The organism is Candidatus Avedoeria danica, from assembly GCA_016703025.1.
Taxonomy (GTDB): domain Bacteria; phylum Chloroflexota; class Anaerolineae; order Epilineales; family Epilineaceae; genus Avedoeria; species Avedoeria danica.
On sequence record JADJCV010000004.1, the window covers coordinates 2,173,597 to 2,200,011 of the forward strand.

Sequence of the window (26,415 nt, forward strand, 5' to 3'; positions counted from 1 at the left end):
CCGCACCTTCGTCGATGGACGATGCAGCGATCGCCCTCCAGGACCGCTACGCCCCCGACAGCATCTGTTTCGGCTGCGGCCCCGCGAACACGAAGGGCCTGCAGATCAAGAGCCGCGTCGCGGGCGACGCCGTCGTCGCCGACTGGCAGGGCGCGAAGGAGCACGAGGCGTTCGAGGGGATGTTGAACGGCGGGATCATCGGCTCGCTGCTGGACTGTCACTGCAACTGGACGGCCGCCCACCACTTGATGCTCCGCACCGGCACACCCGAGCCCCCGTGCACCGTCACCGCCGAGTACCACATCAAGCTGCTGCGCCCGACGCCGTCCGGTGGACCGGTGCACCTGGTCGCGCGGGTGACGGACGCCAGCGACCGCCGCGCGAACGTCCACGGCGAGCTGTTCGACGCCGCCGGCGAGCTGTGCGCGACGTGCGACGGGGTGTTCGTGGCGGTGCGGGAGGGGCATCCGGCCTGGCATCGGTGGTGAGCCGTTGGGCGGGGGTTCGGCGAGGCGTCGTTACCGACGATCCCCGACCCGCTCCCCCCGCAGCGCCTCGTACGCCCGCCCGTACCGCCGATCCTGCTGTCGCATCCGCTGCCGCTCCCTCCGCCGATGGCGCACGCCGGGCCGGACGCCGAAGAACGCCAGCGCCACGGCGGTGAGGAAGAGATGAACGTCGAGCGCCGGACCACGCTTGCGGATGTAGAGCCGGTCGTAGCGCAGCTTCTCGCGCGGCGTGCTGTAGTAGTCGCCGTACACCTGCGCCATGCCGGCCAGGCCGGGCGGGACGCGGTGGCGCTCGGCGTAGCCCGGGACGTTGGTCAGGTGGCGGGCGACGAAGACCGTCCGCTCGGGCCGCGGGCCGACGAGGCTCATCTGGCCGATGGCGATGTTGATCATCTGCGGCAGCTCGTCGATGTGCGTCCGCCGCAGCAGCCCGCCGAGCCGCGTCACGCGCGCGTCCGTCGGCGCGGCAGGGACGGGACCGGTGGCGGCTTCGGCGTCCTTGATCATCGTGCGAAGCTTGAGTTGCTTGAAGCTCTTGCCGGCTTGGCGGACCGCCACCTTGGCCACGAGGAGCGGACCGGGATCCTGCCACCACAGCGCCATCGTGAGCGGGATCGAGATCGGCAGGCTGACGATGAGGATCGTCAGCGACGCGGCCGCGTCGATGCCGCGCTTGGCGTGATCCCAGAGGCGATGCGCCGGCACGACGTGCGCGTGCGCCTCCTCGACGAGACGGACGATCTCGGCGGACGGAGGGGCGATGACTTCGACGAGGCCGTACGTCCGCCACGTGGCCGCGAGGACGCCGGCGTACGCGCCGAGGACGCCGACGACGAAGTACACGATCCCCTTGTCGACGCCAAGCTGAAGCTCGGCCTCGGGGTAGCGCGACTGGTAGAGCGCGACGATGGCGGCCAGCGTCAGCCCGCCGAGCAGCGCCAGCCGCAAGCGGTTCTCGCGCTGCATCCGAAAGCGGGGCGGCAGATGTCCGACGGCCCAGTCGACGACGACGGCGAAGGCGATGAAGATCGCGCAGAGCAGGCCGTATTGAAGCCAGAGGTTCTCGATGTTGCCGCCGTACACCTGCACCAAACGCTGGGTGTATCGGTAGACGCTCCCGAATGCGACGATCGAGAGGACGGCGTACAGGAACAGGGCCAGCGCAAACCGGCGCCGCCGCCGGACACGCTCACCGCTCGGCCCGGACGCGGCGGTGGCGGGGGGTTCGGCGGACGGTTCGGCGGGCAGCCGAGCGGACTGTTGAGACGACCGTTGAGAGGACCGTTGAGAGGACCGTTGAGAGGACATGGCGCCCGATGATACCCGAACAGCCGCCCGGTGCGCCGGGCGCGACCGCCGCGCCGCCGCCGCGCAACCGTCGCGCGGACATCCTCGGCACTTGGATCGACGACGTGACGTTCGACGAGGCCATCGCCCGGATCGCCGATCTGGTGGCCGACGGACGCACGAACGGCCGGTCGCACCTCGTGGTGACGCCGAACCCCGAGATGGTGGTCCAGGCGCGTCGCGACCCATCGCTGGCCGCCGCGCTGGCCGGCGCCGCACTCGCCACGCCCGACGGTGTCGGGATCCGGTGGGCGGCGCGCATGCTCGGCACACCGATCCGCGCCGTCGTCCCCGGCAGCGCGCTGACCGTCCGCCTCGCCCCCGCCGCCGCGGATGCGGGCTGGCGCCTGTTCCTGCTGGGCGCGGCCGAGGGCGTCGCCGCCGCGGCAGCGGACCGACTCGCGGCCGATCATCCGGGGATTCGGATCGCGGGGACGTTCGCCGGCAGCCCACGGCCCGGTGATCTCGACGTGGTCCGCGCCGCCCTGGCCGCGGCGGCGCCGATCGACGTTCTCCTCGTCGCCTACGGCACGCCCGCCCAGGAAGTCTGGCTCGCGAAGCACCTGCCGGCCCTCGGGATCCCGGTCGGGATGGGGGTGGGCGGCACGTTCAACTTCATCGCCGGCATCGCGCCGTGGCCGCCGCGGTGGGTGGCGCGGATCGGGCTCATCTGGCTGTGGCGGCTCGGGACGGAACCGTGGCGGTGGCGGAGGCAGCTGCGGCTCGTGCGGTTCGTCGGAATGACGGTCGCGGCGGCGGGGCGGCGGGCCGCGGGCATGTAGCGCGCGGTCGTCAGCCGCCTCGCGGTCCTTGCCCACGCACGTCCGCGCGATCTGCCGCCGACGCCCGCCCGACCCACCCCGCCATCAACCCCGCCGCCCCCACCGCCATCCCCGCCCCAACGAGGAACGGCGCCCGCGGCCCGAACCCGCCCCACCCACCGACGCCCTGCCACAGCACGCCCGCCAGCACGCTCGCCGGCAGCGCCGTCAGGCCGACGGCCGCGTGGTACGCGCCGTACGCCGCACCGCGCCGTTCGGCTGGCACAAGGTCGGCGACGATCGCCTTGGCGACGCCCTCGGTCAGGGCGTAGTAGATGCCGTAGGCCCCGTACAGCAGCCACAACCAGCCCGGCGCGTCGGCGAACGCGAAGCCGACGTAGACGCCGGCGTAGATCAACCAGCCTGCGACGATCAACCGTCGCCGCGGAATGCGATCGGACAGTCCGCCTGCCCACGTCGACAACGCCGCGTACACGAGGTTGAACAGTGCAAGCAGCGCCAGCACCTCGATCAGCGAAGCGCCGAGGCTCCGCGCGCGGAGCACGAGGAACGCATCGCTCGCGTTCGCCAGCGTGAAGAGCACCGTGACGATCAGGAATCGCCCGAACGCCGTGTTCCCCCACATCGACGACTCTGCGGTCCCTTCCTCGAGCCAAGCATCCTCCCCCTCCCCCAAACGGCTCGACGGGGTCCCCGCCGCACCGAAGGTGCGGTGGGGTTCGGGAGGGGGTCTGGGGGAGAGGGCCGTAGGCCGCGTGTCTCCAAATGCCTTACGCCCCCCCTCCCGCACCCCAACAACGATCACGACGACCGCCAACACCGCCGGCACCACCGCCCACCCCACGATCGTCCGAAACGTCGCCTCATCCAACGGCAACGCCCCGATCCCGGCGCGCCAGACGATCGCCATGGCCACGAGCAGCCCGACGAACGCGCCGGCGCTGTCGGCGGCGCGGTGGAGGCCGAACGCGCGGCCGCGGGTCTCGGGCGTCACGGCGTCGGCCAGGAGCGCATCGCGCGGCGCCGTGCGGATGCCTTTGCCCAGGCGGTCGAGGAGGCGGGCCAACAGGACGACGGGCCAGGTTGCGGCGGCGAACAGCACAGGCAGCGCGGCGGCGGCGACGCCGTAGCCGGAGGCCGTGAGGCCCTTGCGGCGGCCCCAGCGGTCGGATAGGCGACCGCTGTAGAGCTTCGTGAGGCTGGCGGTCGTCTCGGCCAGGCCCTCGATCAGGCCGACGACGGCGGTCCGCGCGCCGAGCGTCTCGGCCAGGAAGACGGGCACGAGGTGGGTGAGCATCTCGCTGGCGATGTCGCGCAGGAAGCTGGCGGCGGACAGGGCGATGACGTTGCGTGACAGAGGGGGCGATGCGGGTCCGGGCGTCGGGCTGGACGACGCGGCGTTGCGGGCGACGCGTTCGGCGGGGCTCGGCCCGGTCACGGACAGCCAGGGCGCTTGACGGCCCTCCCCGACGGGCGAAAATAGGCGCCGCGCACCGGGCGGAGTGGACCGCTCCGCCCGTCACCCGAGGAGGATCGTCGCATGGCTGGGATCAACGGCAAGAAGGTGCTGGTCGCCAGCGCCGCGTCGGGCGTGGCCATGGTCGTCGTCGACATGCTCACGAACGGCTTGCTCCTGTCGTCGTACTGGGATGCGGCGATGACGCGGCTCAACCTGCCGCCGTTCTCGGAAGGCGGCTTCGGCGGCCTGGCGGCCTTGCTGCTGACGGACATCGTCTACGGCATCCTCGTCGCGTTCCTCTACGCGGCCATCCGGCCGCGCTTCGGTCCCGGCGTGCGCACGGCGCTGATCGCCGGCGTCCTCGTCTGGCTGCCCGGCCTGCCGCTCTCAATCGGCCTGGCGGGCCTTGGCGTGTTCGGGTGGTCGTTCGTCGCCATGGCCGGCGTCGCATCGCTCGTCATCGCGTTGGTGGGCGGCTACATCGCCGGCAGGCTCTACACCGAATAGGTCGACCCGAGCGCCGGTCACGGCACGCGCCCTGGTGGACCGGCAGCGCGCGCAGCGTGCGCTGCAGCGGGCAACGGCCGTCACCCAAGGTGCCGATCGAACCACAGCCCGAACATCATCAGCCCCCACAACTCGCGGCTGAGGTTCCGCCGACCCTCCAGGTGGGCGCGGACGAGCGCGTCGACGGCCGCCGGATCGAACACACCCTGCCGCCGCACGCGCTCGGGCGCCAGCACGTCGGTCAGGAGCGGCCGCAGCTCGCCCTTCAGCCACGCCGGGATCGGAACGTGGAAGCCCGCCTTCGGCCGGTGGACGATGTCGCGCGGCAGCAGATCCGCGGCCACGCGCCGGAGCAACGGCTTGAGCGCCATGCCGCGGTGGATCGGACGGACCTTGTAGACGTCGGGGACGCGCGCGAGCAGCTCGACGAGCGGGTGGTCGAGGAGCGGGACGCGCACCTCAAGGCCGTGCGCCATGCTCGTGCGGTCCACCTTCGTGAGCATGTCGTCGACGAGGCTGATCGAGGCGTCGACGGCCATCAAGCGGTTGATCGGGTCGGCGTGGGGGTAGGCGTCGTGGGCGGCTCGCAGCAGGTCGAGGGTTGGGCGGTTGGCGAGTGAGGGCACGGCATGCCGTGCCCCTACACGGGCGTTGGATGCGGGATCGATGCCCCGGTTCGATGGGCGGTCGGCGTCGGCGTGGGATGCGACGCCGATGCCGGAAGGGGCGGCGTAGAGTGTCGCCTTCGCCTCCTCGGTGAAGATCTCCCGCCACGCCAGGTGCGCCGCCAGCGGATCGAGCGCGACGCCGCGGGCGAAGCGCTGCAGGCGCAGGTCAAGCGCCATCTTGCGATCGGAGGCCGGCACCGCGCGGGCGATCGCCGGCAGCAGGCGCTGCGTGAGGAACGACGGCAGCCGCCGTCCGATCGCCGCCAGCCGGTCGGCCTGGTAGATCACGTAGCCGCCGAAGACCTCGTCCCCCCCGTCGCCCGAGAGCACGACCTTGGTGTGCCCGGCCGCCTCGCGCGCCACGATCCACGAGCCGATGGCCGACGAGTCGGCGAACGGCTCGTCGAAGGCGTCGACGAGGTCGTGGACGAGGTCGGCGGCGGCCGGCCGGACGACGGCCTCGTGGTGCACCGTGCCGCAGTGGGCCGCCACGCGCTTGGCAAACGGCAGCTCGTCGTACGAGCGGTCGTCGAAGCCGACGCTGAACGTCTCGACCCGCCCGCCGGCCATCCGCTGCATGAGCGCGACGACGACGCTCGAGTCGATCCCGCCCGACAGGAACGCACCGACCGGCACGTCGCTGACCAAATGGGCCGCCACGGCATCCTCGAGCGCCGTGCGGACGAGCGCGACGAGGCCGGCCTCGCTGCGCGGCAGCGGCGGCGCGCCGTCGCCGCCCGCCGCCTGACCGGCCGCCGATGCCCCGTGTTGTGCGGGCAGCGACCACCACCGCCGCACGCCGATCGCCGGCCCGCGCGGGGCCGCCGCGTCCCAGACGAGCATCGTCCCGGCCGCCAGCTTCCGCACGCCGGCGAACATCGTCGCCGGTCCGGGCACGTAGTCCAGGCTGAGATAATCGTGCAGCGCCTGCGCATCCAACGCACGATGGACGCCCGCCGCCAGGATCGCCTTGATCTCGCTGGCAAACCAGAGCCCGTCCGCCGTCTCGGCGTAGTGCAGCGGCTTGATGCCGAGGCGGTCGCGCGCCAGCACCAGCCGGCCGCGGGGCGCGTCCCACAGCGCCACGGCGAACATCCCGCGCAGCCGCCGCGGAAAGTCGAGCCCGTCTGCCTCGTACAGGTGCGGCAGGAGATCGGTGTCGCCCCGGTTGTCGAAGCGATGGCCGGCCGCGGCGAGCCGTTGCCGCAGCTCGCCGTAGTTGTAGAGCTCGCCGTTCTGGCAGGCGACGATCGAGCCGTCCTCGTTCGTCACCGGCTGCCGGCCGCCCTCGACGTCGATGATCGACAGCCGCGTCGCACCCAGCGCCGCCGTGCCGTCGCGCCAGACGTGCGCATCGTCCGGCCCGCGGTGGGCCAGCGCCGCGCCCATCGCCGCCACACGGGCCGGGTCGATGGCCGCGCCCGGTCGGACGACGACGCCGTATATGCCGCACATGCGGGCGATTATACGGGCAGGACGGGGGCGCGGCCCTCGATGTGGCCGCCGGTCCCGCCCTGTGGCACCATCCGCGTCATGCCCCGCCGCCCTCCTTCGCCGCTCGGCCACCCCGTCGCCGCGACGCCGTCCGCGACGGTCGCGACCGACGTCGCCACTCGGCCGCTCCGGACGAGCGCCGAGCCGGTCACCGGCGTCGTCCTCGCCGGCGGCCGCAGCCGGCGGATGGGCATGGACAAGGCATTCATCGAGCTTGCCGGCCGGCCGCTCATCGCCTGGGTGCTCGACGCGCTCGCCACCATCGCCGCCCACCGCATCATCGTCACGCACGACGACGACCCGCGCTACGACCGCTTCGGCGTGCCGGTCATCGTCGATCGCCTGCCCGCGCGCTGCCCGCTGTCCGGCCTTCACGCCGGCATCAGCGCGGCCCCGACCGACCTCGTCCTGGCCGTCGCGTGCGACCTGCCGCTCGTCCAGCCGCCCCTCCTTACCCTCCTCGCCGACGCCATCGGCGACGCCTTGGCGGCCCTCCCGGACGCCGGCCCGACCCCGTTGCCCGCCCGCCACCCGACACCCGACGTCGGCGCCGGCGGCCTGCAGCCGCTCCTGGCCGCCTACCGCCGCGGCTGCGTCCCGGCCATCGAGCGGCTGCTGTCCAACGGGCCGGCGCCGGCCACCATGGTCGCCTCGACCGTCCCATCCGTCATCGTCCCCCCGGACCGCTGGCGCGCCGCCGACCCGGACGGCCGATCGTTCCACAACGTCAACACGCTCACCGATCTGGCGGCGGCAGCCCAGCTGCTGAACCGAATGGCGCCGTAGCGCCGTACATGCGCTTGGTTGGGTGCGATCCGATGCGAGCGGTCACGGATCGTCACGCCCGTGCGTTCGACGCAGGCGCTGTCTGCGCGCGCCGCCCCAGCCGTCGCCGATAACCGGCATCGATCACCACAAGGCCCCCGAATGTCCACCCCATCCCTTGTCCTCTGGCTCCAACTCGAGCCGCTCACCTGGCTCTTCGGCTTCCTCCTCGGCTTGGCGACGTATCTGGCCGCATGTCCCCGCCGGCGCGAGACGTGGCAGGAGCTCGGGAGCGTCGGCTGGCAGATCCTGGCCCTGGCCGCCACCGCACCGTCCTTCCTGCTCGGCGCCGAGCTCAGCCTCTGGCTCGGCCTGATGGGCCTTCGCGCACCGCTCGCGCTGACCGGCCTCGTCCGCGGTCTCGGCTGGGCGATGCTCGCCCTCGGCCCGATCCCTGTCGTCGCCGCGCTCGTGTACGGCCGCCGCCCGACCGGCCGCTGGGCGATCGGCACGTTGTCCCTCATGACCGTCGGCTTGTCGCTCACCTTCGCCGGCCCGCGGTGGCGCGCCGCCGCCTGGACCGACCTCGCCGCCCGCGCCGCCGTCGACCCCGCCGCCCTCGACCGCGCCCTCGTCCTCGAGGCGCACCGCTACACGTCACCCGCCGAGCGCGAAGCGCTCCTCGACACCGCCGCACCCAACGCTGCCGCCGCCCGCGCCCTGGCCGAACGCGCCCGCGCGACCGGCCAGCCCTACCTGTCGCTCGCTGCCAAGTCCTCGCTCGCCGAGCGCATCCTCGCCGGCCTCACGCACAGCGCCGACGCCGCCGGCGGCCCCGTCGCCCCCGCCCTGTGGTGGCTGACCGCCGACCCTGCCGCGACCCTCCGCGGCCACGCCCTGGCCACACCCGCCCTGCGCGCCGCTGCGCTCGAAGCGGCGCCGCGCCTGCCGCGCGCCTTCCAGCCGATCGCCGCCGACGCCCTCGACCACGGCGACCCCGCGACCCGTCTGGCCGCCGCCGCCGCGACGTTCCAGGCCGCCGCACCCGTACTCCTCGAACCCGCCCTCATCGACGCCCTCGGCCGCCACCTCGACGAGCCCGACCCCGCCGGCCGCCTGATCTGGGAGACCCTCCTCCGCAACGCCTCCGCCGCCTCCCTCCGCCCCATCGTGCCCGCCTACGCCGACCCATCCGCGCGCCAGTGGCTCTGGCTGCGCGACCTCTGCCCAACCCGCACGCCCGACCTGATCGCCCTGCAGGACGATCCCGACCCGGCCGTCGCGGAGGGCGCGCGCAAGCTGTTCGCCTACGTGAAGCTGAACTGCAAGGCGGCGTATCGACAGCGGTAGGATCACGCTTGCGAGGCATGGCGATCGGCGGCGAAAACGACGGGCGAGCGGCGGGTGATCGGCGGCGATCCGCCGTTTCCGCCCAGCGCCCTAACCCCTCGCCCCGGAAACCCTCTAACCTATCCTCACCCATCCGTGTCCAACCCCCCGACGCGAAGCACCGCGCAGCCGCCCGGTCCTTCGCGCTTCCGCCTCGACGGCCGTGGGTGCGCAACAAGCGGATGGGCACAGCGTGACGATCCTCCTCGCCGAACTCCATCGCCCCCCTTCCGGCCCCGCCGCAGCGCCGGTCGACACCGACGCCGACCTCGCCGCCCGCGCCGCGTGCGGCGAGCCGGGGGCGTTCGCGGCGCTCTACCAGCGGCACGTCGAGGCGGTCTTCTACTACTTCAGCTTTCGCGTGCGCGATGCAAGCGTGGCGGAGGACCTCACCCAGGACGTCTTCATCGCCGCCTTGAAAGCCGCCCGCACGCTGCGCGAGCCCGAGCGGTTCGTCGGCTGGCTCATGCGGATCGCCCACAACCGCCTGGCGAACCATTGGCGCTCCGCCGGACGCACCTCTGAGCCGTTGGAGGCGCTCGACGGTTCGACCGAGCCCCATGTCCCACCCGCAACCCAGCATGGCGCCACCGACCCCACCGACATGCTCGACGCCCTGACCGACGCTCCTCGCCTCACAGCCGCCTTGGCGCGCCTCACGCCGCTCCAGCACGACGTCGTCGCGCTCCGCTTCATCGCCGGCCTGAGCGTCGCCGAGACCGCGGAAGCACTCGGCCGATCGGTGAACGCCGTCAAGAACGTCCAGCACCAAGCCCTCGCCAAGCTGCGCGGTGAGCTTGTCTCGATCCAGATCGCCTGAGGAGTCCCACGTGGACGAGCCCATCCGCTCCGAACAGCGTCACGCATCCCGCTCGAACCGCAACGGCAGCACGCCGGTACCCGTCGATGCGCACGATGGGATCGGTCCGATCCAGGCGCACGACAGCGTCACCCCGGTCGACGCGCGCGACCTCGTCCACCCGCTCGACCCGGCCGACCTGTTCGACACGGCCGACGACCTCCTCGCGCCCATCGGCGACGCGATCGCCGCGCTCCCGCGCCCGACCCTCTCCCCGGTCTTCCGCGCCCGCCTCCACGGCGACCTCGTCCGATTGGAGGCCCTCCTCGCCGCCGAAGCCGCCCGAACCACGCGACGCTGGGCTGTCCTCCCGTGGCTTCGTCGTCGGGACGATAGCGACGGCCCGGCCACACATCGCGCGCCGGCTCTGCCTTCGCCCCATCTCCGCCGAACGCTCTTCCCCGCCCTCGGCCTGCCGGCCGTGTTGGCGCTCAGCCTCACCGTCGCCCTCTTCACCGTCGCCGGCCTGGCCTATGCCGCCGAACGCAGCGCGCCCGGCGACCCTCTCTGGCGCGTGCACAGCGCGTTCGTCCGCTGGCGGACCGGCCGGGTACCCTCCGCCCCGGAGTCGCGCGGTCCGGCGGGCCCATCGACCGGCGGCGCCGGCGCCGCGCCCGGTGTCCGCTCCGTTGCGGTCGCCACTGTCGTCCGGCGAACGCATGCCCGTTCGATCGCGACGTCCGGCCCCGTCCGACCGCCGTCCGCACCGAACGAGGAAGTGCCCGCCGCCGTGGCACCGGCCGGCTGGCTCGAGCCCCTCGATAAGCTGAGCGCACCGCCGATGCCCGCCACCGGCGATCCGGCATCGGACGACGGCGCGACGTCCGTCGCGGACCCGCCGCGCGGCGGCCCGGATAAACCGCCCACCGGCGCGGCGACCGGCGACCCTGTTCCGCCACCCGTCGTCGTCCCGCCCGGTCGTCCGGACGGCACGGACACCCCGGCCGCCCCGACGCCGGCCTCGGCATCGCCCGATCCGACGACGCGGACCCCGCCGACCCCGCCGCCGGCGATGACCGCACCGCCGACCCTGACCGCTCCGCCCGACACCGCCACCCTCGCCGGCACCGTCCGCCTGCGCGACGGCAGCGTCGTCGTCCCGCTGGCCGGCGTGACCGTCGGGCTCGCGTCCGTCGCCCCTGACTACCCGACGGGCTGCGACCCGCTCGCGCGCCCGGCGTTCGCGCGAACGGCGACGACGGACGCCGACGGCCAGTGGTCGGCGGCCGTTCCGTCCGGCCGCTGGATCATCGCCGTCGCCGGCGGCTGCCTCGGCCCGCAACCCCTCTACCTGGCCGATTTCAACGGCGCCGCCACCTTCGACGCCTGCGCCGCCCTCACGCTACCGATCGCCGACGGCGCGAGCCCATCCGCCGACGTCGTCATCGACCTCGGGAGCGCGCCCGGCTGCGGGCCGCTGCCGACCGCAACCCCGTGAAGTCGCCCGCCGGCTCACCTACCTCAGGAGCGATTGGAATGACGTCCGCGCACCGACCGATCGGTCCCGCTGCCCTCGCGCTCGTCGCCATCACCGCGGCGTCGGCTCTCACCCTATGGTCAACGCCCGCCGATCCCGCCCACGCGCAGCGCGCCACGATGACGCCGGCGCCCTTCCAGTCGCCACCGCCGACCACCCTGCCGCCCGCCTCGCCGACGCCCGCGCCGCCGGCCGCACCTCCGGATGGGGCGGGCGTGCGGGAACGCGGGGCGCGACAGGTCTTCGTCCCGCTGCTGGGCGACCCCGTCGGGACGGACCTCTGTGGGGGGGTCGTCGCCGTATTCAACGCCGGCGATGTCGAGATGAAGCCGGCGCTCATGACGTGGGACCGGACACCGGCAGGTCCGTCCGGGGTGGAGTGCGGCGGGCTGCTGCGGCCGGGCGCGACGTGGCGCTTCATGATGCCTCCTCAGGTGCTGGAGCCCCGGAGCGGCGTCGTCTTCTCGTTCAACATGCGCCGCCTGTCGGAAGTCGCGCCCGGCCTCGGTCAGGACGACCTCGTCGGCGACTACCTCTGCGAGCAGCTGTTCTTCGGCGTCCTAGGTGATCCCGTCGACCTGCGGCTGCTCCGCCAGGCCCTGATGGACGGCGGAGAGTTCAAGGGCGTCCCGCTGGCTCAGGCGATGGGCGGCCCGCTGGCCGTCGCGGTCGAGCGGTCGTGCGAGGCGGCCGGCCAGGAGTTCATGGTCGCCGCGGAGTATGCCGGCACGCCGTTCGACGACAGCCTCTCGGCCTGGACGCCATCCCTCAAGCGCTACCGCTATGCCCTCCCCGCTCTCCACGGCCCCGACGCCGCCGGCGCCGGACCGCGCTCGCGGATCGTCATCCAGAACGCGGGCGCCGACTACGCTGCGGTCGAGCTTCTCCTCGCCGGCGACGGTGCCGAGTGCGAGCCGCCCCGGCGCGTGTTCAGCCGCGACATCGCGCCGGGCGCCAGCGTCGTCCCGACCGAGCTGCTGCCCTCCGGCGCATCCGCCGGCTGGGTCCTCGGCACGCAGCCGCTCGCCGTCGTCGTCGAGACCGCGGACGCCGAGACGCTGACGGCCTACGAGGCAGCGCCGGCGCCGGTCGAGGAACCGCCACCGGCGGCCGCCGTCGAGCCAGGCCCGAGCCTTCACGCGCCCTTGGTATACGCAGACATCGGCGGCTGGAGCACGACGGTCCAGCTCCAGAACCTCAGCCAGGACACCGCCGCCATGGTGAAACTGTACGCGCACGAGCGCGGCGGCGACATCGAGGCGGCCGAGACCGTCTGGATCTGCCCGAGCGGCCACGTCGACGTCGACGTCGGCTCGGCGCTCGGTCTCACGCCCGACCATCGCTACACGCTGCGGATCGCGAGCCTGCCGTGGCAGACCGCCGACCCGGCCCCCGCGCCGGCCGGTGTCGCGGCGGTCGTCGAGATCACCCGCCGCCTGCCGGGCGCGGCCCACGACAGCGAGGCCGGCGCCTACCGCGTCACGGGCGGGCGGCGCGGCCGCTTCGCCGACGGCCCGGCGGTCCTCGTTGTACCGGACGTCGCCGCCCCGTCGACGGACGTGCGGACCATCGGCGATCTGGCGATCCTCAACACCGTGACGCTGCCCGGCCTAACATCCGTCGTCGTCGCCTTTGGCGAGCAGGCCGGGCTGTTCCGCAACCTCGAGTGCCGGAGCATGCTCGAAAAAAGTGTCGCTTACGTCACGCTGGACACAGCGCCGACCGACGTGCCCCCGTTCCGCGGCGCCGCGCTCGTCAGCGCCGCCAGCTGGGATCATCTCATGTTCGACGAACGCGGCGTGCTGCGCGCCAACGTCGTCGGCCTCGCCCTCGCCGCCATCGAACGCCCCGTCGGCTCGATGCCGTGGGACGATCGGCCGGACGACGACGCGCCCGGCGACGCGACGCGCATCCAGGGCGGCATCCCGATCCACCTCGCAACCGCCGACGGCCCGCTCGTCCGCCGGAGCGTCGACGGCAAGCCGCTGCGCGACGTCTGCCCGAGTGGTCCGAACGTCCCGACCGCCACGCCCTCGGCCGGTGGCACGCCCCCCGTTGGACGCCCGACCGAAGGGACGGCGATGTGGCGTATCTCCCTGCCGTTCCTCCTCCGCAACGTGGAGAAGCCGCTGCCGCTTCCCCCGTCGGCCTGTGACGCGCCGTGGAACGTTCGCCTCAGCGCCGTGGCCGATGGCGGCGCGGACGAGGGCGACATGGTGACGCCCTGCAACGGCCGCGCCGAACCGGCGGACGCGCTTGGCGTCGCCGGCTGCCCGCTGCCCACGTTCAGCGTCGGGATCGTAAGTGCCGCCGATTCCACGCTCCTGTGGCGGGGCGACCTGCCCGTCAGCCCGAACGGCGCCGGCGCCACGATCCACGTCGTGGTGTGCGCGCCGCCGCCCTACTTCGTCTCGATCTTCCGTTCCGGCGATGGCGCCGCATGTTGGCGCGCCTGCCCCGGCTCGCCCGAAGTCCGCGCCGTGAACCAGGCCGATTTCGACGCGGCCGAACCGGCCGCCGGGCCGGGGAAGGGCCGCAACGTCACGGTCGGCTGGGGCTACGATCGAGTGGCGACGGTGGCCGTCCTGCAGGGGCCGCCGATCGCCTACCTTCCGATCCTCAACTTTATCGGCGACGACGATGTCTGCGCCGCTCAGGTCCGGGCGCAGAACACGGGTGCCGAGATCAGCAAGGCGGTGCTCGTCACGTGGGGCGAGCCGGGCTTCTGCCCGCCGGCGGCGGCCGGTCCGTTGAAGGTCGAGTGCTCCGGCCTGATCCGGCCGGGCGGCAGCTGGAATTTCATCGGCCCGCAGATCCCGACCGGTTCGAGGAGCGGCTACGTCGTCTCGCTGACCGCCAAGCTGCTGTCCGAGATCGGCGTCGAGATCGGCGTCGACGACGTGACGGCCGACTTCGTGTGCGAGACGCTGTTCTTCAACATCGTCGGCGACGGCGACGACGAGCGGCGCTTCCATCGCGCGTTCCTGAACGGCGAGACGTTTGAAGGCGTCCCGATGAACCGCGCCTACGGCGGCCCGGTCGCAGTCCACGTCGAGCGGGCGTGCCCGAGCGCGCTGCCGATGGACACCGACACGGAGGTCGTCACGGACAGCTACGTCGCGCTGAGCCACCGCCAGGTGGACACCCGTCCTGGCGACGTGGCGGAGTACCGCTACCCGCTGCCCGCGCTTGTCGCCGACGCGCAGTCGCGCACGCTCGTCTATCTCCAGAACGCCGGCTTGACGTGCGCCGACGTCCAGCTGACGTACCGCGCGGCCGGTGGCGGCATCGCCCGCTGCGCGAACCTCCCGCTCGCCCCCGGCGAGACCCACACCGTCGACATCGCCGCGTGCCTCGCTGCGGAAGCCCCCGGCGACGGTCTGGCGTCGCCCGGCGTCGGCTGGGCCGTCGGCACCGCGCCGCTGGCCGTCGTCGTCGATGTCGTCGGCCGCGGGGCGGGGACGCTGGCGAGCTACGCCGCGCCGCCGGCGACGGATCAAGTGGACCGTCCCGACTTCCCGCTCGCAGCACCGCTGCTCCTGCCCTCGCCCCCTTCCGCCCCGCAGCGCGCCCGCATGTTCATCCAGAACCTCGACCCGGATCGCCTCGCTTTCGTCGTCCTCATTGCCCGCGACCGGAGGGGCGACATCGCGACCCGTATCGACGGCATCACGATCACGCCCGGCGCCGGGACCGCCATCGACGTTGCCGTGCCGCTGTTCGGCGGCACGGTGCACGTCACGAGCACGTGCGCGCCCCTCGCCGACTGTCCGACCGTCGCCCCGATCGCCGCCGCCCTCCTCCAGTGGCGCCAGGCCGATGCCGAATCCCCGCCGCGCGACGCCGTGATCGGCCTCCTCGCGCCCAGAGGCAGCCCGGCGGGCACGATCCGGGGCACGGCCGTCGGCGTGACGCGGCTGGCGATCCCGACGGTCGGCAAGGCGATCCCGGCGAACACGTTGGCTCACGGCGACCAGACGAGCCGGATCGCGCTCGTCAACCGGGTGGACAAGCCGGGCTTCACGGACGTCGTCCTCTACGTCTACGACCAGAATGGGCTCCTGGACTACATCTGCCACAAGCTGAACGAGCGCGAGACGGAGTACATCGACCTGACCACGTGGGGCTTCGTGAACAACGGCTTCCGAGGCAGCCTGCTCGTCAGCGCCTTCTTCTGGGAGCACGATGTCTTCGACGGTGAGGGCAACTTGGTCCGCAACCTCGTCGACCTCGACGCCGCCTTCGGCTGGTCCGGCGCGGCCGGCAACGACGACGCGACGCTGAACAACGCCGTGCCGCTCTCCCCCGACTTCCCGTGGCCGGTCGTCTTCCCGCACGGGTGTGCGGAGTTCCCGGTCCAGGGAACGCTGGCGCACGACCCTGCGTGCGTCCCGGCACCAGCGCGGCTGCCCGTTCCAACGTCACGCCGCATCCCCGCCGCCTCCTTCGCCCGACCCGTCGCCATCCGGTGACCCACCCCCACCGCGCCGCGCGCGCCCTGACGCTCGTCGCCGTCGCCCTCGCCGCCGCGCGCCTGGGCGCGGTGCGGGCGGGTGACGATCGAGGCGTGGACGTGCGATCGGACGCGCGGACGCCGCTCGGCGAGCAGGGGTTCGAGCGCGCGGTCGACGGGGCAATCCACGACCCGTCCGGCGGCCTCGCCGACCGGGCGTGCGCCGGACCGGTCGCCTACCACCCGGCACGCGTCGACCCGGTCTTCCTGCCGGCGCTGGACGCGCCGCTCGGCCGGCAGGCGTGCGCCTCCGCGGTGCGCGTCCAGAACGTCGGCGCCTCGCCCGGGCGGGTGATGCTCTGGCTCTGGGGCACGCCGGGCGACTGCTTCGTGGCCTGCCGGCCGCCGCTGGCGGTCGTGTGCTCCGGCCTGATCGGCCCGGGCGGCACGTGGGACTTCGGCACGACCTCGGCCGGCTGGCCGGAACACGCCGGCAGCGCCGCCGCATTCAGCGTGGCGGCATCGGTCACCTGGCCGTGCGTTGGGCTGGCGATGCGGGCGGATGTCGACGATGCGGGCGACGCGCCGCCGCCCCGCACGCCGAGCTGCGGCGAGTACCGGACGTTCCGCGCTGCGTGGGACAGTGGGGCCGCAGCCGGTGGCGGCGTGCCGCTGGCGACGGCCTACGGACCGCCGATCGTCGCCTCCATCGTCCGCACCTGTCCTTCGCCGTCGAACAAGCTCGTCGCCGGCGTCAGCGCCTACGAGGGCGCGGCCGGGCGGCAGCTGGCGGGGTATGACCGCGTGGCCTGGGTCGGCACGTACGCCGTGCCGGCCGTCCGGACGGCGCCGGGGGCGGACGAGACGTGGCTGTCCGTCCAGAACGCGGGCTCGTGCTGCGCGGCCGTCGACATCTGGTTCCAGGCGCGCGACGCCTGCCAGCCGGACGCGCTGTGCTACTCCGGCAACGTGCCCCCGGGCGCATCCGTCCGCTTCCGCGCCTCGGACTGCCGCGCTGCGTTCGACGGCAGCGCCTGGATCCGCGGCTCCGAGCCGCTGGCCGTCGTCGTGGACGTCGTCGGCGCCGTCGGCGGCCCGCTGGAAGTCGACGGCCGGCCGTCGCCGGACCCGCCCGAGCCCGCCGCCGGCCTCGCCACGTACGTCGCCCCGCCCGCCGATCTGCGCCGTTCCTTCGATGCCCGTCCGGTCCACACGTCCGGCGGCACGAAGCTGTACGGCCCGTGGCTGCGCGGCGGAGCGGACGTGCGTTCGCGCCTGACGATCCAGAACATGGCCGGTGACCGGCCGGCACGCGTGCGGGTGACGGTGCGGGCGGCCGGCCAGGTGATGACCCACGTCATCGACCTCTGCCCTCGCGGCAGCTTGGCGTGGACGGGCGATGACGTCGGCGCGCAGATCGGCCGGCCGCGCGGCTGGGTGGGCGATGTGACCGTCGAGAGCGTGCCCGATCCGGCCAGCTTCGACGCGCCGCCCAACCTCATCGCCGTCGCGGAGGTGCGCGCGGCACCTCGGCCCGTCGAATCGCCCGTCCGGACCGCCGCGTCCGGCGACGTAGCCGTTCGGACGATGTACGCCGGCGATTCGCCCGTCCGGACGGTATCCGCCGGCGAATCGCCCGCCCGCATGGCCATGCCGGGCCGCGACGAAGTCGCCGGCGCCCTGACCTATGAGCTGTCGACGGTGCCCGACCACAGCCCACCCAAGACCCCGACCCGTCTCATCGCCGTCCCGCGCGTCGGCACGACGGGCGACCCGGCACCGGGCATGCCGGCAACGCTGATCGTCGCCGACCTGGGCGGCGGCGTCGGCGGCACGGCGTTCGGCCTGTTCGTCTTCGACGCGAACGGCCTCGTGTCCGTGCGCTGCCACCGCCTGCCCCCCTACGGCCAGCTCGCGGTGTCCATTCCGCCGCTGCACGGCCGCGGCGCCTCGTTCCGCGGCGCCGCGCTGATCAGCGCCGCCAGCTGGGACAGGACGATCCGCCCCGACGGCCCCGCCGCTGCCGGCAGCCTGGCCGTGCTGGCCGTCGACGACGTCGCGTCTCCGGACGGCGACATCTGGACCGCCGCCGCCGGCATCCCACTGCCGCCCGGCGCCCCGATCGCCCGCGTGCTCGCCGCCACCGGACCGCTGGCGTGCGCCGCGGGGGACGGGTGGGGGGTGTACAAGGCGCACCTGCCCGTCCTCCGACGCACGCCTTGAGGCAGCCGTTCGCGAATCCCGCCGCACGGCCTATGATCCTCGTCGCCCACGCCGTCGAACTCGTCGTCGAGCCCACGCCGTCGCGCCCGCCGTCGATGCCGGGGCACCAGGAGGACGCCATGCTCCCGCCGCCCCCGTCCGACCCAAGCCGTTCGCGCTGCGCAAGCAACCCCCTCGCCGCGACGCGCCTCCTCACCCTCGCCCTTTCCACCGCCCTCGTCCTCCTCCCACGGCCCGCCTTCGCCGCCCCGCTCGCCGCCCGCGCCCAACAACCGCCGCCCACCGCCACCGTCATCCCCCGCCCGTCGGCGACGATTCGCCCGCCGACGCACCCGACTCCGACGGTTCGCATCGATCTTATCCCCCTCCCCAAGATCTTCCTCCCGCTCGCCGCCCGCCATGCCCTCCTCAACGCGCCGCCGATGCGGCCCACCTCGGCCCCGCCGAGGACGCGAACGCCCCGCCCGACGGTGACGCCCACCCCCTTGCCCACCGACACGCCCACCGCCACCCCTCCCGCCTGCCCCCGCCCATGGCGCCTCGGCCTCACCGTGCTCGCCGACGGCGGCTTCGACCTCGCCTCGCACCCGTGCGACGGCCTCGTCGCCGCCAGCGCCCAGCGCGAGGTGGCGGAGTGTCCGCTCCCGCCGATGGCCGTGACGGTCCGCGCCGGCGGCCCGGAAGGCGCCGTCCTCTGGTCCGGGACGCTCGCACCCAGTCGCCACGACACCGCCGTCCTCTTGCGGTTGCTGTTGTGCGTCCCGCCGCCCTACCTCGTCCAAGCCCATCCGCTCGGCGCCACGTCCGACTGCTGGGCGCTCTGTCCCGGCACCACCGCGGATCGCACCGTGACGCAAGCCGACTTCGACGCCGCCTCAGCCGCCGTCCCCGGCGAGGGCCGCACGGCGCCCGTCCGGTGGGCCGTTTCCCGCGTCAGCGGCTACGCCGATTCGCAAGGACCGCCGCTCGTCTACCTCCCGGCGCTCCGGGCGCCGGTCGCGGGCATCGACGGCGACGCCGGTGGCGGCGCGAACCCCGGATCGCGGGGGCGCGCCGCGAACGCCGACCTCGCCTGCACCCCGTCGATCACGCTCGTCAACGCCGCCATCGACGTCGCCCGCGCCGTGTTCATCGTTTGGCCGGCGCCGACGGGCGGCAACGCCGATGACGCGGCAAGCGGGCCGTCCACGGTCTTCTGCACCGAGCCGCTCAAGACAGGCGTTCCGCTGACACTCGATGACATGGCGCTCCCCGCCGACTTCGCCAGCGCGTATGTCGTGTCACTGAGTGCGCGCCCCGCGTCCGAAGCCGCAGCCGGAGCGCCCGCCGACGGCGCCCCGCTCGAAGGCACGATCGCCGACCACCTCTGCCGGCAGCTCCAGAACCGCGCCGTCGGCGACCCCGCCGAGGAAGCCCGCTTCCGCCGCGCCTTCCTGGAAGGTTCGACGTACGCCGGCCTGCGCCTCGACCACGCCTACGGCGGCCCGCTGGCCGTCCAGGTATCGCGTGACTGCCCCCGCCGTGCCATCGACGGCGCCGCGCCCCGCCCCGACGCGGCGGCCTACAACGGCCCGGCGCACCGCACGGTCGACGTCCCGTTCGCGAACGCGGGCGATCTGGCGCCCGTGGCCGGCGATGCGGCGGCCCCAGGCCCCGCCACCTATCGCTACCCTCTCCCCGCCATCGTTGCCGACGGCCACCGCACGACCGTCGTCCACGTGCAGAACGCCGATTTCGTCACGAGCACGATCGAGCTGACCGTCGTCGACGCGGCGGGCGCCGCCCTGCCGTGCGCCGCCGTGACGCTCCCGCCCGGCCGCAGCCGCGGCCTCGACGTGGCGGCCTGCACCGGGCTGGGCGACCCGGCCGCCGGCGCCGTCCCGTTCGCTGCCGCCTGGGTGACCGCGGCCGGGCCGCTGGCGATCGTCGTCGACATCGTCGGCGTTGCGGACGGCTGGCCCGTGCTGGCGAGCTACACCGCGCCGAGCCCGGCCGGGCCGCGGGCGAACGTCGGCGCTGGCGTCGGCACGCACCTGGCTGCGCCGCTCGTGTACGGGCCGTGGGTGGCCGGCGCCGAGCTGTTCGTGCAGAACGTCGACCGGGCACACGCGGCCGTCGTCACGCTGTCCCTCCGCAACCGGAGCGGCGACGAAGTGTCCGGGCGAACGCTTGCGCTCGCGCCCGGCGGACAGGAGCGCATCATGATCGTGCCCAACCCGCTCGAGATCGAACCCGCCTCGAGCGTGCGGTACCTGCGCCTCACCAGCAGCGCGGCCACCGCCGACCCGGCCGATGCGCCGCCCATCGCCGCCGTCGTCGTCCACGGTCGAACGGCCTCGGCCCCGAACGCCCCGTTCGACCCCGCCCGCCCCCTCTCCTCCACCGCCGCCGAGGCCCTGCAAGCCATTCGCGAACCGCGGGACGGCACGCCCGCGTACGCCACCCGGACGGGCCGGCTCATCCTCCCCGTGATCTCGAACGCCCGCAAGGCCGGCTCGGCCGACGGACCGGTGGACACGTCCTCGATCGCGATCGTCAACCATGTCGACAAGCCGGGCTTTACCGATCTCGTCATCCTCTTCTTCGACCGCAACGGCCTGCTCGACCTGCAGTGCCAGAAGCTGAACGAACGCCAGACGGAGTACATCGATCTGGCGTCCTGGGGCTTCATCAACCCGGGCTTCAAGGGCAGTGTCCTCATCAGCGCCGTGTTCTGGGAGCACGACGTGTTCACCCCGGACGGAACGTTCGTCGGCAACATCCTCGACCTCGGCGCGGCCGCCGGCACGGTCTCGTCCGACGGCTTGGGCCGCGCGTGGACCAGCGCCGTGCCGCTGTCGCCCGACGGGCCGACCTTTGCCGGCGATGGAGATATGGCGACCGTGCGCCAGTTCTGCGGCGGCGGGCCCGATACACGACCCGACCCCCGGGTGACGGTTGCGCCACCACTGCCGCCCTTCGGCAGCGTCGCCGGCGCACAGGCCACCGGCGCGCCAAGGGGGATGGGCGAAGTGCGCCCCTACCAACCCGCGCTCGCCGCCCCCAACCCCGCCACCTCATCCGCCCCCAGCGTCAGCCCCGCCGCCGGCAGCAGCTCGTCCAGCTGCCCCACCGTGTTCGCGCCGATGATCGGCGCGGCGACGTTCGGCTGGGCGAGGAGCCACGCCAGCGCCACCTGGGCGCACGTCGCGCCGTGCGATGCGGCCACGGCGTCAAGCGCGTCGAGGACGGCAATGCCGCGATCGTTCAGGTAGCGGTCGCGCAGGCGGGCGGAGCGGGCGCCCGTCGGGGGCGCGGCGTCCAGGCGGTACTTGCCGGTCAGAAAGCCACCGGCCAGCGGGCTGTAGGGCAGGATGGCGATCTCGAACCGGGCGCAGACCGCCGCCAGATCGGCCTCGTGCTCCTGGCGATGGATGAGGCTGAAGTTCGGCTGGAGCGTGTCGTAGCGGGCCCAGTGGCCCACATCGCTGCGCCAGAGCGCCTCGACGAGGTGCCACGCCGGGATGTTCGAGGCGCCGATGAACCGGACCTTGCCGGAGCGCACGAGATCGTCCAGCGCCGCGAGCGTTTCGTCCAGCGGCGTCCCTTCGTCCCAGGCGTGCGTCTGGTAGAGGTCGATGCGGTCCGTCCGCAGCCGCCGCAAGCTGTCCTCGCACGCACGCACGATGTGCGCGCGCGACAGCCCCTCGCCGTCCGGCCCGTCCCACATCCGCCCGCGCACCTTCGTCGCCAGCACGACGCCGTCACGCGCCCCGCGATCGGCCATCCAGCGGCCGATGATCGCCTCGCTCACGCCCCCGGGGTTGCCCTCTGCCCAGCGCGAGTAGACGTCGGCCGTGTCGATCACGTTGCCGCCGGCCTCGAGGAAGCGGTCGAGGACGGCGAAGCTCGTCGCTTCGTCCGCCGTCCAGCCGAACTGCATGGTCCCGAGTGCGAGCGCGGATACGTCGAGACCGGTGCGGCCGAGCGGGCGCCGCGGCAGGGTCGGCGGCATCACGACGACCTCCGCTTCGTGAACGGCGTCACGGTCGTGGCCCCGGCACCGTCGTCGCCATCGGCGTCGCGTCGCCGCCCGTCGTCGCCCCCGTCGCCGTCGCCGCCGGAGCGGCCGCGGCCGTCGGCGTGCCGCTGCCGGGCCACGTCACGCCGCCGTCCTTCGACCGATAGACGTTGTAGGCGCCCGGCGTGATCGCGTAGATCATGTTCGGGTCTGTCGGCGCGACGGCGGCGGTCACGAGCTGCTTGAACGGTCCGAACTTCGCCCACGTCGCGCCGCCGTCGCCGCTCTCGAACAACCCGTCCGTCGTGGCGGCCACGAGACGCTCGCCCGGTTCCGGGCCGGCGCGCGTCATGGCGAGCCATTCACCGGTCGCCCCCGTGGTTGCCAGCGCCGCCCATGTTGCGCCGCCGTCGGCGCTCCGGAGCAGGCCGCCGCCGGCGCGGTCCGTCGTCGCGAGCACCGTCGGGTCGGCGCCGATCGCCCAGAGCCCGAACGCCAGCGGCGGCAGCTCGCCGGCCGCCGGCTCCCAGGTCGCGCCGTCGTCGGCGGACACCGCGACGCCGAGACCGTGGAACAGTCCGTAGAGCCGGTGCCCGTCCGTCGGGTCGACGGCGAGCCCGCGCACGTCGATCTGCGTCGTGCCGTCCACTTCGCCGCGCACGCGGCGCCACAATCCGGCCAAGCCGCCCGCACTGCTCGTCAGCGTCGGCGTGATCGGCTGCCACGACGTGCCGGCGTCGTCGCTCATCCGCAGCGTCCCCGGTCCGCCGACGACGAGCCGGCCGCCCGTCAGCTGCACGGCGGCGCTGAGCTCGACGCCCTCGTCCACTTTGGAGTGCTGCAGCGGCGCCCACGTGAGCCCGCCGTCCGCCGAGTGCATGATGCCGCGCACGAAGGTGAGGTAGAGCCGGTCCGGGTCGAGGCCATCCACCACCAAGGCGTGCGCCCGCTCGGGCCGCGCCGGGTCGGGCGTTTCGGTCGGCCGGGGTGTCACGAGTCGCAATGCCATCGTCGGCATCGCGCCGGGCTCAAGCGTCATGGTCGTCCCCACGGTCGCCGTAACAGCCCCTTCGTCGCGCGCCACCGAGCCGTCGCCCGCACCGCAGCCGGCGACGGCCGGCATCGCGACGGCGAGGACGAGGGCGATCGCGGCGGTGGACGCGGCGCCAAGAGGGCGCGTGCAGGATTCGATCGACATGGGCGACGGCTCCAGGCAGGGCGGGGGTTCGGTGGGCGGGAGGGGCGATTGTAGGGCGGGGGGGGAGGGGGGTCTAGGGTGGGGGGAGGTGCGACGCGTGGTCGCGATGGGGCGGGTCGGGGGCCGGTCGGTGGCGGGGAGAAGGGGAGACGGTGAGAAGGGGAGAAGGGTGCAGGGCCGGCGGGCGGGGGTGGTTGGGGGCGTGCGTGTTTGGGTTCGTGCATTTTGTTCGCAGGGGCCACCTTGCCCCTGCACCCCGGCCAGGGGGCGCAGCGCCCCCCTGGACCCCCCGCACCAGGTTTCGCGTCGATGCGGCCAATGGATGACGTCGGCGCGTAGATTGGAGCGGACGCCCCGCTCCTGTCGACCGAGGAAGCGAGTCACTGGGTCACATCGTCTTGCTCGATGACGTTTTTGGCTCGCACCGCGCGGGGCAGTTCATACACTTCTACGTACCGCACTTCGATCCGCCAGACCTCTTCCGGGCGCGAGACCGCGTGCTTGAACGACCGGAAACCCCGATGCGGGGGGTCCAGGGGGGCGCTGCGCCCCCTGGCCGGGGTGCAGGGGCAAGGTGGCCCCTGCGAACAAAATGCACGAACCCAAGCAGTCCCGGGCCCAACCATCCCCACCCGCCGGCTCTGCACCTCCTCCTCCCCCTCCCCATCCCCATCCCCCTACCCCTACCCCTCCCCATCCTCCCCCACCCACCTCCGCCCCCGCTTCACCTCACTCCGATGCCGCTTCCCCCGCCGCCGCTCCGCCCGCGAAGTCCGCGGCACCGCGGTCGCATGCCGCGGGCGATCCGGTTCCAGCGCGCCCGCGACCAAGTCGGCCAAGTGGCCAGCGGCGCGCTTGCGGTTCGCGTACTGGCTCCGCCCGACGGCCGAGAAGACCCGCAGCTCGCCATCCGCCGAAAGGCGGTCCGCCAGCTGCCCCACGAGCCGGGCGCGCACGTCTTCCGAAATCGACGGCGACAACACCACATTCCAGCGCAGCTCGACGCGCGTGGAGTTCTTCTGCACGTGCTGCCCGCCCGGACCGCCGGACAGGCTGAAGCGCCACTGCAGCTCCGCCACAGGGATCGTCACCGTCACGTCGCCGGCCCGCACCACGATATCTTCGATCATGGAACCCTCACACCGGTGGCCACGGGATGTGGCGGACGTTGGGGTCGGGCTCGGGCAGGCGCCCGGCCTTGAGGAGCGCCTTGGCGCGGTGGACTGTCGCCCCGACCTCCTCCGCCGTCAGCAGACCGAGCATCGTCCGCCGTAGGTCGCTGTGCCGGTCGGCCAACGCGGCGGCCACGCGCTGCACGTCGTCCGCGACGCCGCCGGGCAGGCGGTCGCCCGCCGCGTCCCAGATGACCGTCCGCAGCTTCGGCGCAACGTGGAAGGTCAGCCCGTGGTCGATCGCCCACAACCGCCCGGTCGGGTCGATGAGGACGTGGCCGCTCTTGCGGTCGGCATTGTTCGCGATGACGTCGAACACCGCCAGGCGGCAGACCGCCGCCCGGTCCGGATCCGGCAGGGCGAGGAAGTGCAGCGCCGGGTCGTGCGGGATGAAGAGTTGGACCATGCCGCCGCCCAACGGACCGCGCCGCAGCACCGTCGGCGGCGCGAGCGACCAGCCGAGCGCCTCGGACAGGACGAACGCCGCCAGCTCGCGCCGCGCCAGCGTCCCGCCCGGGAAGTCCCACAGCGGCTGCTCCCCCCGGCGCGGCTTGTAGACCACGTGCAGCGACGGTCCGTCCTCCGCGCCATCGAGGCACGCGAGGAACGTGTCGTTCGAACCATGTACGAACTGCCCTTCGATCCGCACTTCGCCCTCGGTCAACCGCACCAGCGCCTCCGCCGCCGTCAACCAGATGACGCGCTCCGCTGGCAGCGAACGCGAAACGTCCGCATCGCCGGGGTGGGCGGGCACTTGGACGGCTGTGGTCATCGGTGGGTGAGGAACGATCGTGCGCTCGGGTGGCGTTCGCACGCGTCGCGCGCTGGCGGGCGATGCATGGCACGTCGCCCTTGGCGTCAGGATTCCGGGACTTCGGGCGGCGGCGCCGGCTTGCCGTTCTTGCGTGGGCAGAAATGGCCGGCCTCGTCGACCGGCTCGCCGCACAGGGGGCACGTCGGGCGACCCTGGCGCGCCACTTCGATCGCCTGCTGGGCCAGTGCCGCCATCTGGGCGTAGCTGGCCGTGAAGCGGGCGCGCTGGCCGCTCTCGTCGTCGTCCTCGCCGCTCTCTTCGGCGATCAAGACGACCAACGACCGGTCCTCGTCGACGCCGATCCCCATCTGACTGACGCGAAAGGCGGCATCGATCGGCAGCAGCAGGCCCATGTTGCCGTGCACCGGCTCGACTTCCTCTGCGGGCAGCACGCCCGACTCCTGGAGCCGGGCGAACAGCTGCTCGATGCCGGCCGCCAGCGCCAGCGCCTGCTCCTTCTCGATCAACAGCGAGACGACATCGCTCTGCTGCGCGGCCTGCAGAAAGAACGTCCGATCCCCCGGCTGGCCCACCGCGCCGATCGTGAGGAACGACACCGGATCGAGATCGAACGTGAACGAACGCGCCATCGCGCTACTCCTCCTCGCCGTCCGCGCGCGCCGCCGGCTCGGCCGGCTTGGGTGGCGGCGGGATGCGGCCGACATCGTTGACGAGAACCACCGAAGCGCCTTCCGGCGCGAACTGGAGGATCGACACGCTGGCGGTGCTGATCGTGATCCGCTGGAAGTGGTCGAAGTGCACGCCCGCGAAGTGCGCCACGATCGCCTTGATCACGTCGGCGTGCGAGACGATCGCCACGGTCTCGCCACCGTGCGCGGCGCACACGTCCTCGACCGCCGCCAGCGCCCGCGCCTGGGCGTCGCGCAAACGCTCGCCGCCCGGGAACCGCATGGCGCTCGGCTGGGCGATCACCGTCCGCCAGAGCGGGTCTTTGCGCAGATCGGCCAGCTTGCAGCCCGTCCAGTGCCCGAAATCCACCTCGCCGACACCCGGCAGCAGCCGCACATCGAGGTCGCGCGGCCGCGCCACGTAGCCGGCCGTCTCGCGCGTGCGGTCCAGCGGGCTGGCGTAGACCGCGCTGATCGGCGTATCCGTCAGCCGCGCCGCGAGCGCCGAAGCCTCGGCGCGGCCGGCGGCGTTCAGCGGGATGCCGGGCGTCAGGCCGGCGAGGCGATCGCCGACCCAATCCGTCTGGCCATGGCGGATGAGCAATAGCTGGGTCATGGTCGCTGCTCGTGCGGGCCGGCGGGCGGGCGGCGGCCGAGTATAGCATGTGTT

18 protein-coding genes are annotated in these 26,415 nt (G+C 73.5%); 9 read left to right on the forward strand and 9 right to left on the reverse strand.

The window, feature by feature from the left end; all coding sequences use genetic code 11:
• Positions 1-14 precede the first annotated feature (14 nt).
• Positions 15-488, forward strand: a complete 474-nt coding sequence (locus tag IPG72_11800) for a PaaI family thioesterase (GenBank protein ID MBK6769670.1) — start codon at positions 15-17, stop codon at positions 486-488.
• A 30-nt stretch (positions 489-518) separates the two neighbouring features.
• On the opposite strand, the gene IPG72_11805 is transcribed toward IPG72_11800, so the two are convergent.
• Entirely contained in the window at positions 519-1,817 is a 1,299-nt protein-coding gene (locus IPG72_11805; protein ID MBK6769671.1) for a sugar transferase, read from the reverse strand.
• Between the two features lie 8 nt (positions 1,818-1,825).
• On the opposite strand from IPG72_11805, the gene IPG72_11810 reads away from it, so the two are divergent.
• Entirely contained in the window at positions 1,826-2,638 is an 813-nt protein-coding gene (locus IPG72_11810; protein MBK6769672.1) for a WecB/TagA/CpsF family glycosyltransferase, read from the forward strand.
• A 10-nt stretch (positions 2,639-2,648) separates the two neighbouring features.
• Here IPG72_11810 and IPG72_11815 read toward each other — a convergent pair whose 3' ends face one another.
• Positions 2,649-3,935, reverse strand: a complete 1,287-nt coding sequence (locus tag IPG72_11815; protein ID MBK6769673.1) for an MFS transporter — start codon at positions 3,933-3,935, stop codon at positions 2,649-2,651.
• 243 nt (positions 3,936-4,178) lie between these two features.
• On the opposite strand from IPG72_11815, the gene IPG72_11820 reads away from it, so the two are divergent.
• Positions 4,179-4,604, forward strand: coding sequence for a hypothetical protein (locus tag IPG72_11820; protein ID MBK6769674.1), 426 nt, complete (start codon positions 4,179-4,181; stop codon positions 4,602-4,604).
• An 80-nt stretch (positions 4,605-4,684) separates the two neighbouring features.
• Here the strand turns inward: IPG72_11820 and asnB are convergent, their stop codons facing one another.
• On the reverse strand, positions 4,685-6,727 hold the full coding sequence (gene asnB, locus IPG72_11825) for an asparagine synthase (glutamine-hydrolyzing) (protein ID MBK6769675.1): 2,043 nt from the start codon (positions 6,725-6,727) through the stop codon (positions 4,685-4,687).
• A 78-nt stretch (positions 6,728-6,805) separates the two neighbouring features.
• Here asnB and IPG72_11830 point away from each other — a divergent pair, with 78 nt between their 5' ends.
• The 6 genes from IPG72_11830 to IPG72_11855 all read left to right on the forward strand — a co-directional run bounded on the left by IPG72_11830 (position 6,806) and on the right by IPG72_11855 (position 17,932).
• The gene (locus IPG72_11830; protein ID MBK6769676.1) at positions 6,806-7,552 is read left to right on the forward strand and encodes a molybdenum cofactor guanylyltransferase; all 747 of its coding nucleotides are present in this window, start codon (positions 6,806-6,808) and stop codon (positions 7,550-7,552) included.
• A 141-nt stretch (positions 7,553-7,693) separates the two neighbouring features.
• On the forward strand, positions 7,694-8,881 hold the full coding sequence (locus IPG72_11835; protein MBK6769677.1) for a hypothetical protein: 1,188 nt from the start codon (positions 7,694-7,696) through the stop codon (positions 8,879-8,881).
• A 232-nt stretch (positions 8,882-9,113) separates the two neighbouring features.
• Positions 9,114-9,740, forward strand: a complete 627-nt coding sequence (locus tag IPG72_11840) for an RNA polymerase sigma factor (protein ID MBK6769678.1) — start codon at positions 9,114-9,116, stop codon at positions 9,738-9,740.
• A gap of 10 nt (positions 9,741-9,750) precedes the next feature.
• On the forward strand, positions 9,751-11,217 hold the full coding sequence (locus tag IPG72_11845; protein MBK6769679.1) for a hypothetical protein: 1,467 nt from the start codon (positions 9,751-9,753) through the stop codon (positions 11,215-11,217).
• 38 nt (positions 11,218-11,255) lie between these two features.
• Positions 11,256-15,728, forward strand: coding sequence for a hypothetical protein (locus tag IPG72_11850; GenBank protein MBK6769680.1), 4,473 nt, complete (start codon positions 11,256-11,258; stop codon positions 15,726-15,728).
• On the forward strand, positions 15,725-17,932 hold the full coding sequence (locus tag IPG72_11855) for a hypothetical protein (GenBank protein MBK6769681.1): 2,208 nt from the start codon (positions 15,725-15,727) through the stop codon (positions 17,930-17,932). The genes IPG72_11850 and IPG72_11855 overlap by 4 nt, the downstream gene beginning before the upstream one ends.
• 3,019 nt (positions 17,933-20,951) lie before the next feature.
• On the opposite strand, the gene IPG72_11860 is transcribed toward IPG72_11855, so the two are convergent.
• The 6 genes from IPG72_11860 to IPG72_11885 all read right to left on the reverse strand — a co-directional run bounded on the left by IPG72_11860 (position 20,952) and on the right by IPG72_11885 (position 26,361).
• Positions 20,952-21,914 carry an aldo/keto reductase gene (locus IPG72_11860; GenBank protein MBK6769682.1) on the reverse strand — a complete coding sequence of 321 codons (963 nt, stop codon included), beginning with the start codon at positions 21,912-21,914 and terminating at the stop codon, positions 20,952-20,954.
• Between the two features lie 40 nt (positions 21,915-21,954).
• Complete coding sequence (locus IPG72_11865) at positions 21,955-23,130, reverse strand: exo-alpha-sialidase (protein ID MBK6769683.1); 1,176 nt, start codon at positions 23,128-23,130, stop codon at positions 21,955-21,957.
• Positions 23,131-23,813: 683 nt separating this feature from the next.
• The gene (gene arfB / locus IPG72_11870) at positions 23,814-24,260 is read right to left on the reverse strand and encodes an aminoacyl-tRNA hydrolase (protein MBK6769684.1); all 447 of its coding nucleotides are present in this window, start codon (positions 24,258-24,260) and stop codon (positions 23,814-23,816) included.
• Positions 24,261-24,267: 7 nt separating this feature from the next.
• On the reverse strand, positions 24,268-24,999 hold the full coding sequence (locus IPG72_11875; GenBank protein ID MBK6769685.1) for an SCO1664 family protein: 732 nt from the start codon (positions 24,997-24,999) through the stop codon (positions 24,268-24,270).
• Positions 25,000-25,160: 161 nt separating this feature from the next.
• Complete coding sequence (locus IPG72_11880; protein MBK6769686.1) at positions 25,161-25,706, reverse strand: DUF3090 family protein; 546 nt, start codon at positions 25,704-25,706, stop codon at positions 25,161-25,163.
• Between the two features lie 4 nt (positions 25,707-25,710).
• Entirely contained in the window at positions 25,711-26,361 is a 651-nt protein-coding gene (locus IPG72_11885; protein MBK6769687.1) for an MSMEG_4193 family putative phosphomutase, read from the reverse strand.
• Positions 26,362-26,415 lie beyond the last annotated feature (54 nt).

Excerpts from the sequence above, each read along its gene's own strand:
- IPG72_11800 (MBK6769670.1), top strand. The coding sequence starts at position 15 with ATGGACGATGCAGCGATCGCCCTCCAGGACCGCTACGCCCCCGACAGC.
- IPG72_11805 (MBK6769671.1), bottom strand. The coding sequence starts at position 1,817 with ATGTCCTCTCAACGGTCCTCTCAACGGTCCTCTCAACGGTCGTCTCAA.
- IPG72_11810 (MBK6769672.1), top strand. The coding sequence starts at position 1,826 with ATGATACCCGAACAGCCGCCCGGTGCGCCGGGCGCGACCGCCGCGCCG.
- IPG72_11815 (MBK6769673.1), bottom strand. The coding sequence starts at position 3,935 with ATGCTCACCCACCTCGTGCCCGTCTTCCTGGCCGAGACGCTCGGCGCG.
- IPG72_11820 (MBK6769674.1), top strand. The coding sequence starts at position 4,179 with ATGGCTGGGATCAACGGCAAGAAGGTGCTGGTCGCCAGCGCCGCGTCG.
- asnB (MBK6769675.1), bottom strand. The coding sequence starts at position 6,727 with ATGTGCGGCATATACGGCGTCGTCGTCCGACCGGGCGCGGCCATCGAC.
- IPG72_11830 (MBK6769676.1), top strand. The coding sequence starts at position 6,806 with ATGCCCCGCCGCCCTCCTTCGCCGCTCGGCCACCCCGTCGCCGCGACG.
- IPG72_11835 (MBK6769677.1), top strand. The coding sequence starts at position 7,694 with ATGTCCACCCCATCCCTTGTCCTCTGGCTCCAACTCGAGCCGCTCACC.
- IPG72_11850 (MBK6769680.1), top strand. The coding sequence starts at position 11,256 with ATGACGTCCGCGCACCGACCGATCGGTCCCGCTGCCCTCGCGCTCGTC.
- IPG72_11865 (MBK6769683.1), bottom strand. The coding sequence starts at position 23,130 with ATGTCGATCGAATCCTGCACGCGCCCTCTTGGCGCCGCGTCCACCGCC.
- arfB (MBK6769684.1), bottom strand. The coding sequence starts at position 24,260 with ATGATCGAAGATATCGTGGTGCGGGCCGGCGACGTGACGGTGACGATC.
- IPG72_11880 (MBK6769686.1), bottom strand. The coding sequence starts at position 25,706 with ATGGCGCGTTCGTTCACGTTCGATCTCGATCCGGTGTCGTTCCTCACG.
- IPG72_11885 (MBK6769687.1), bottom strand. The coding sequence starts at position 26,361 with ATGACCCAGCTATTGCTCATCCGCCATGGCCAGACGGATTGGGTCGGC.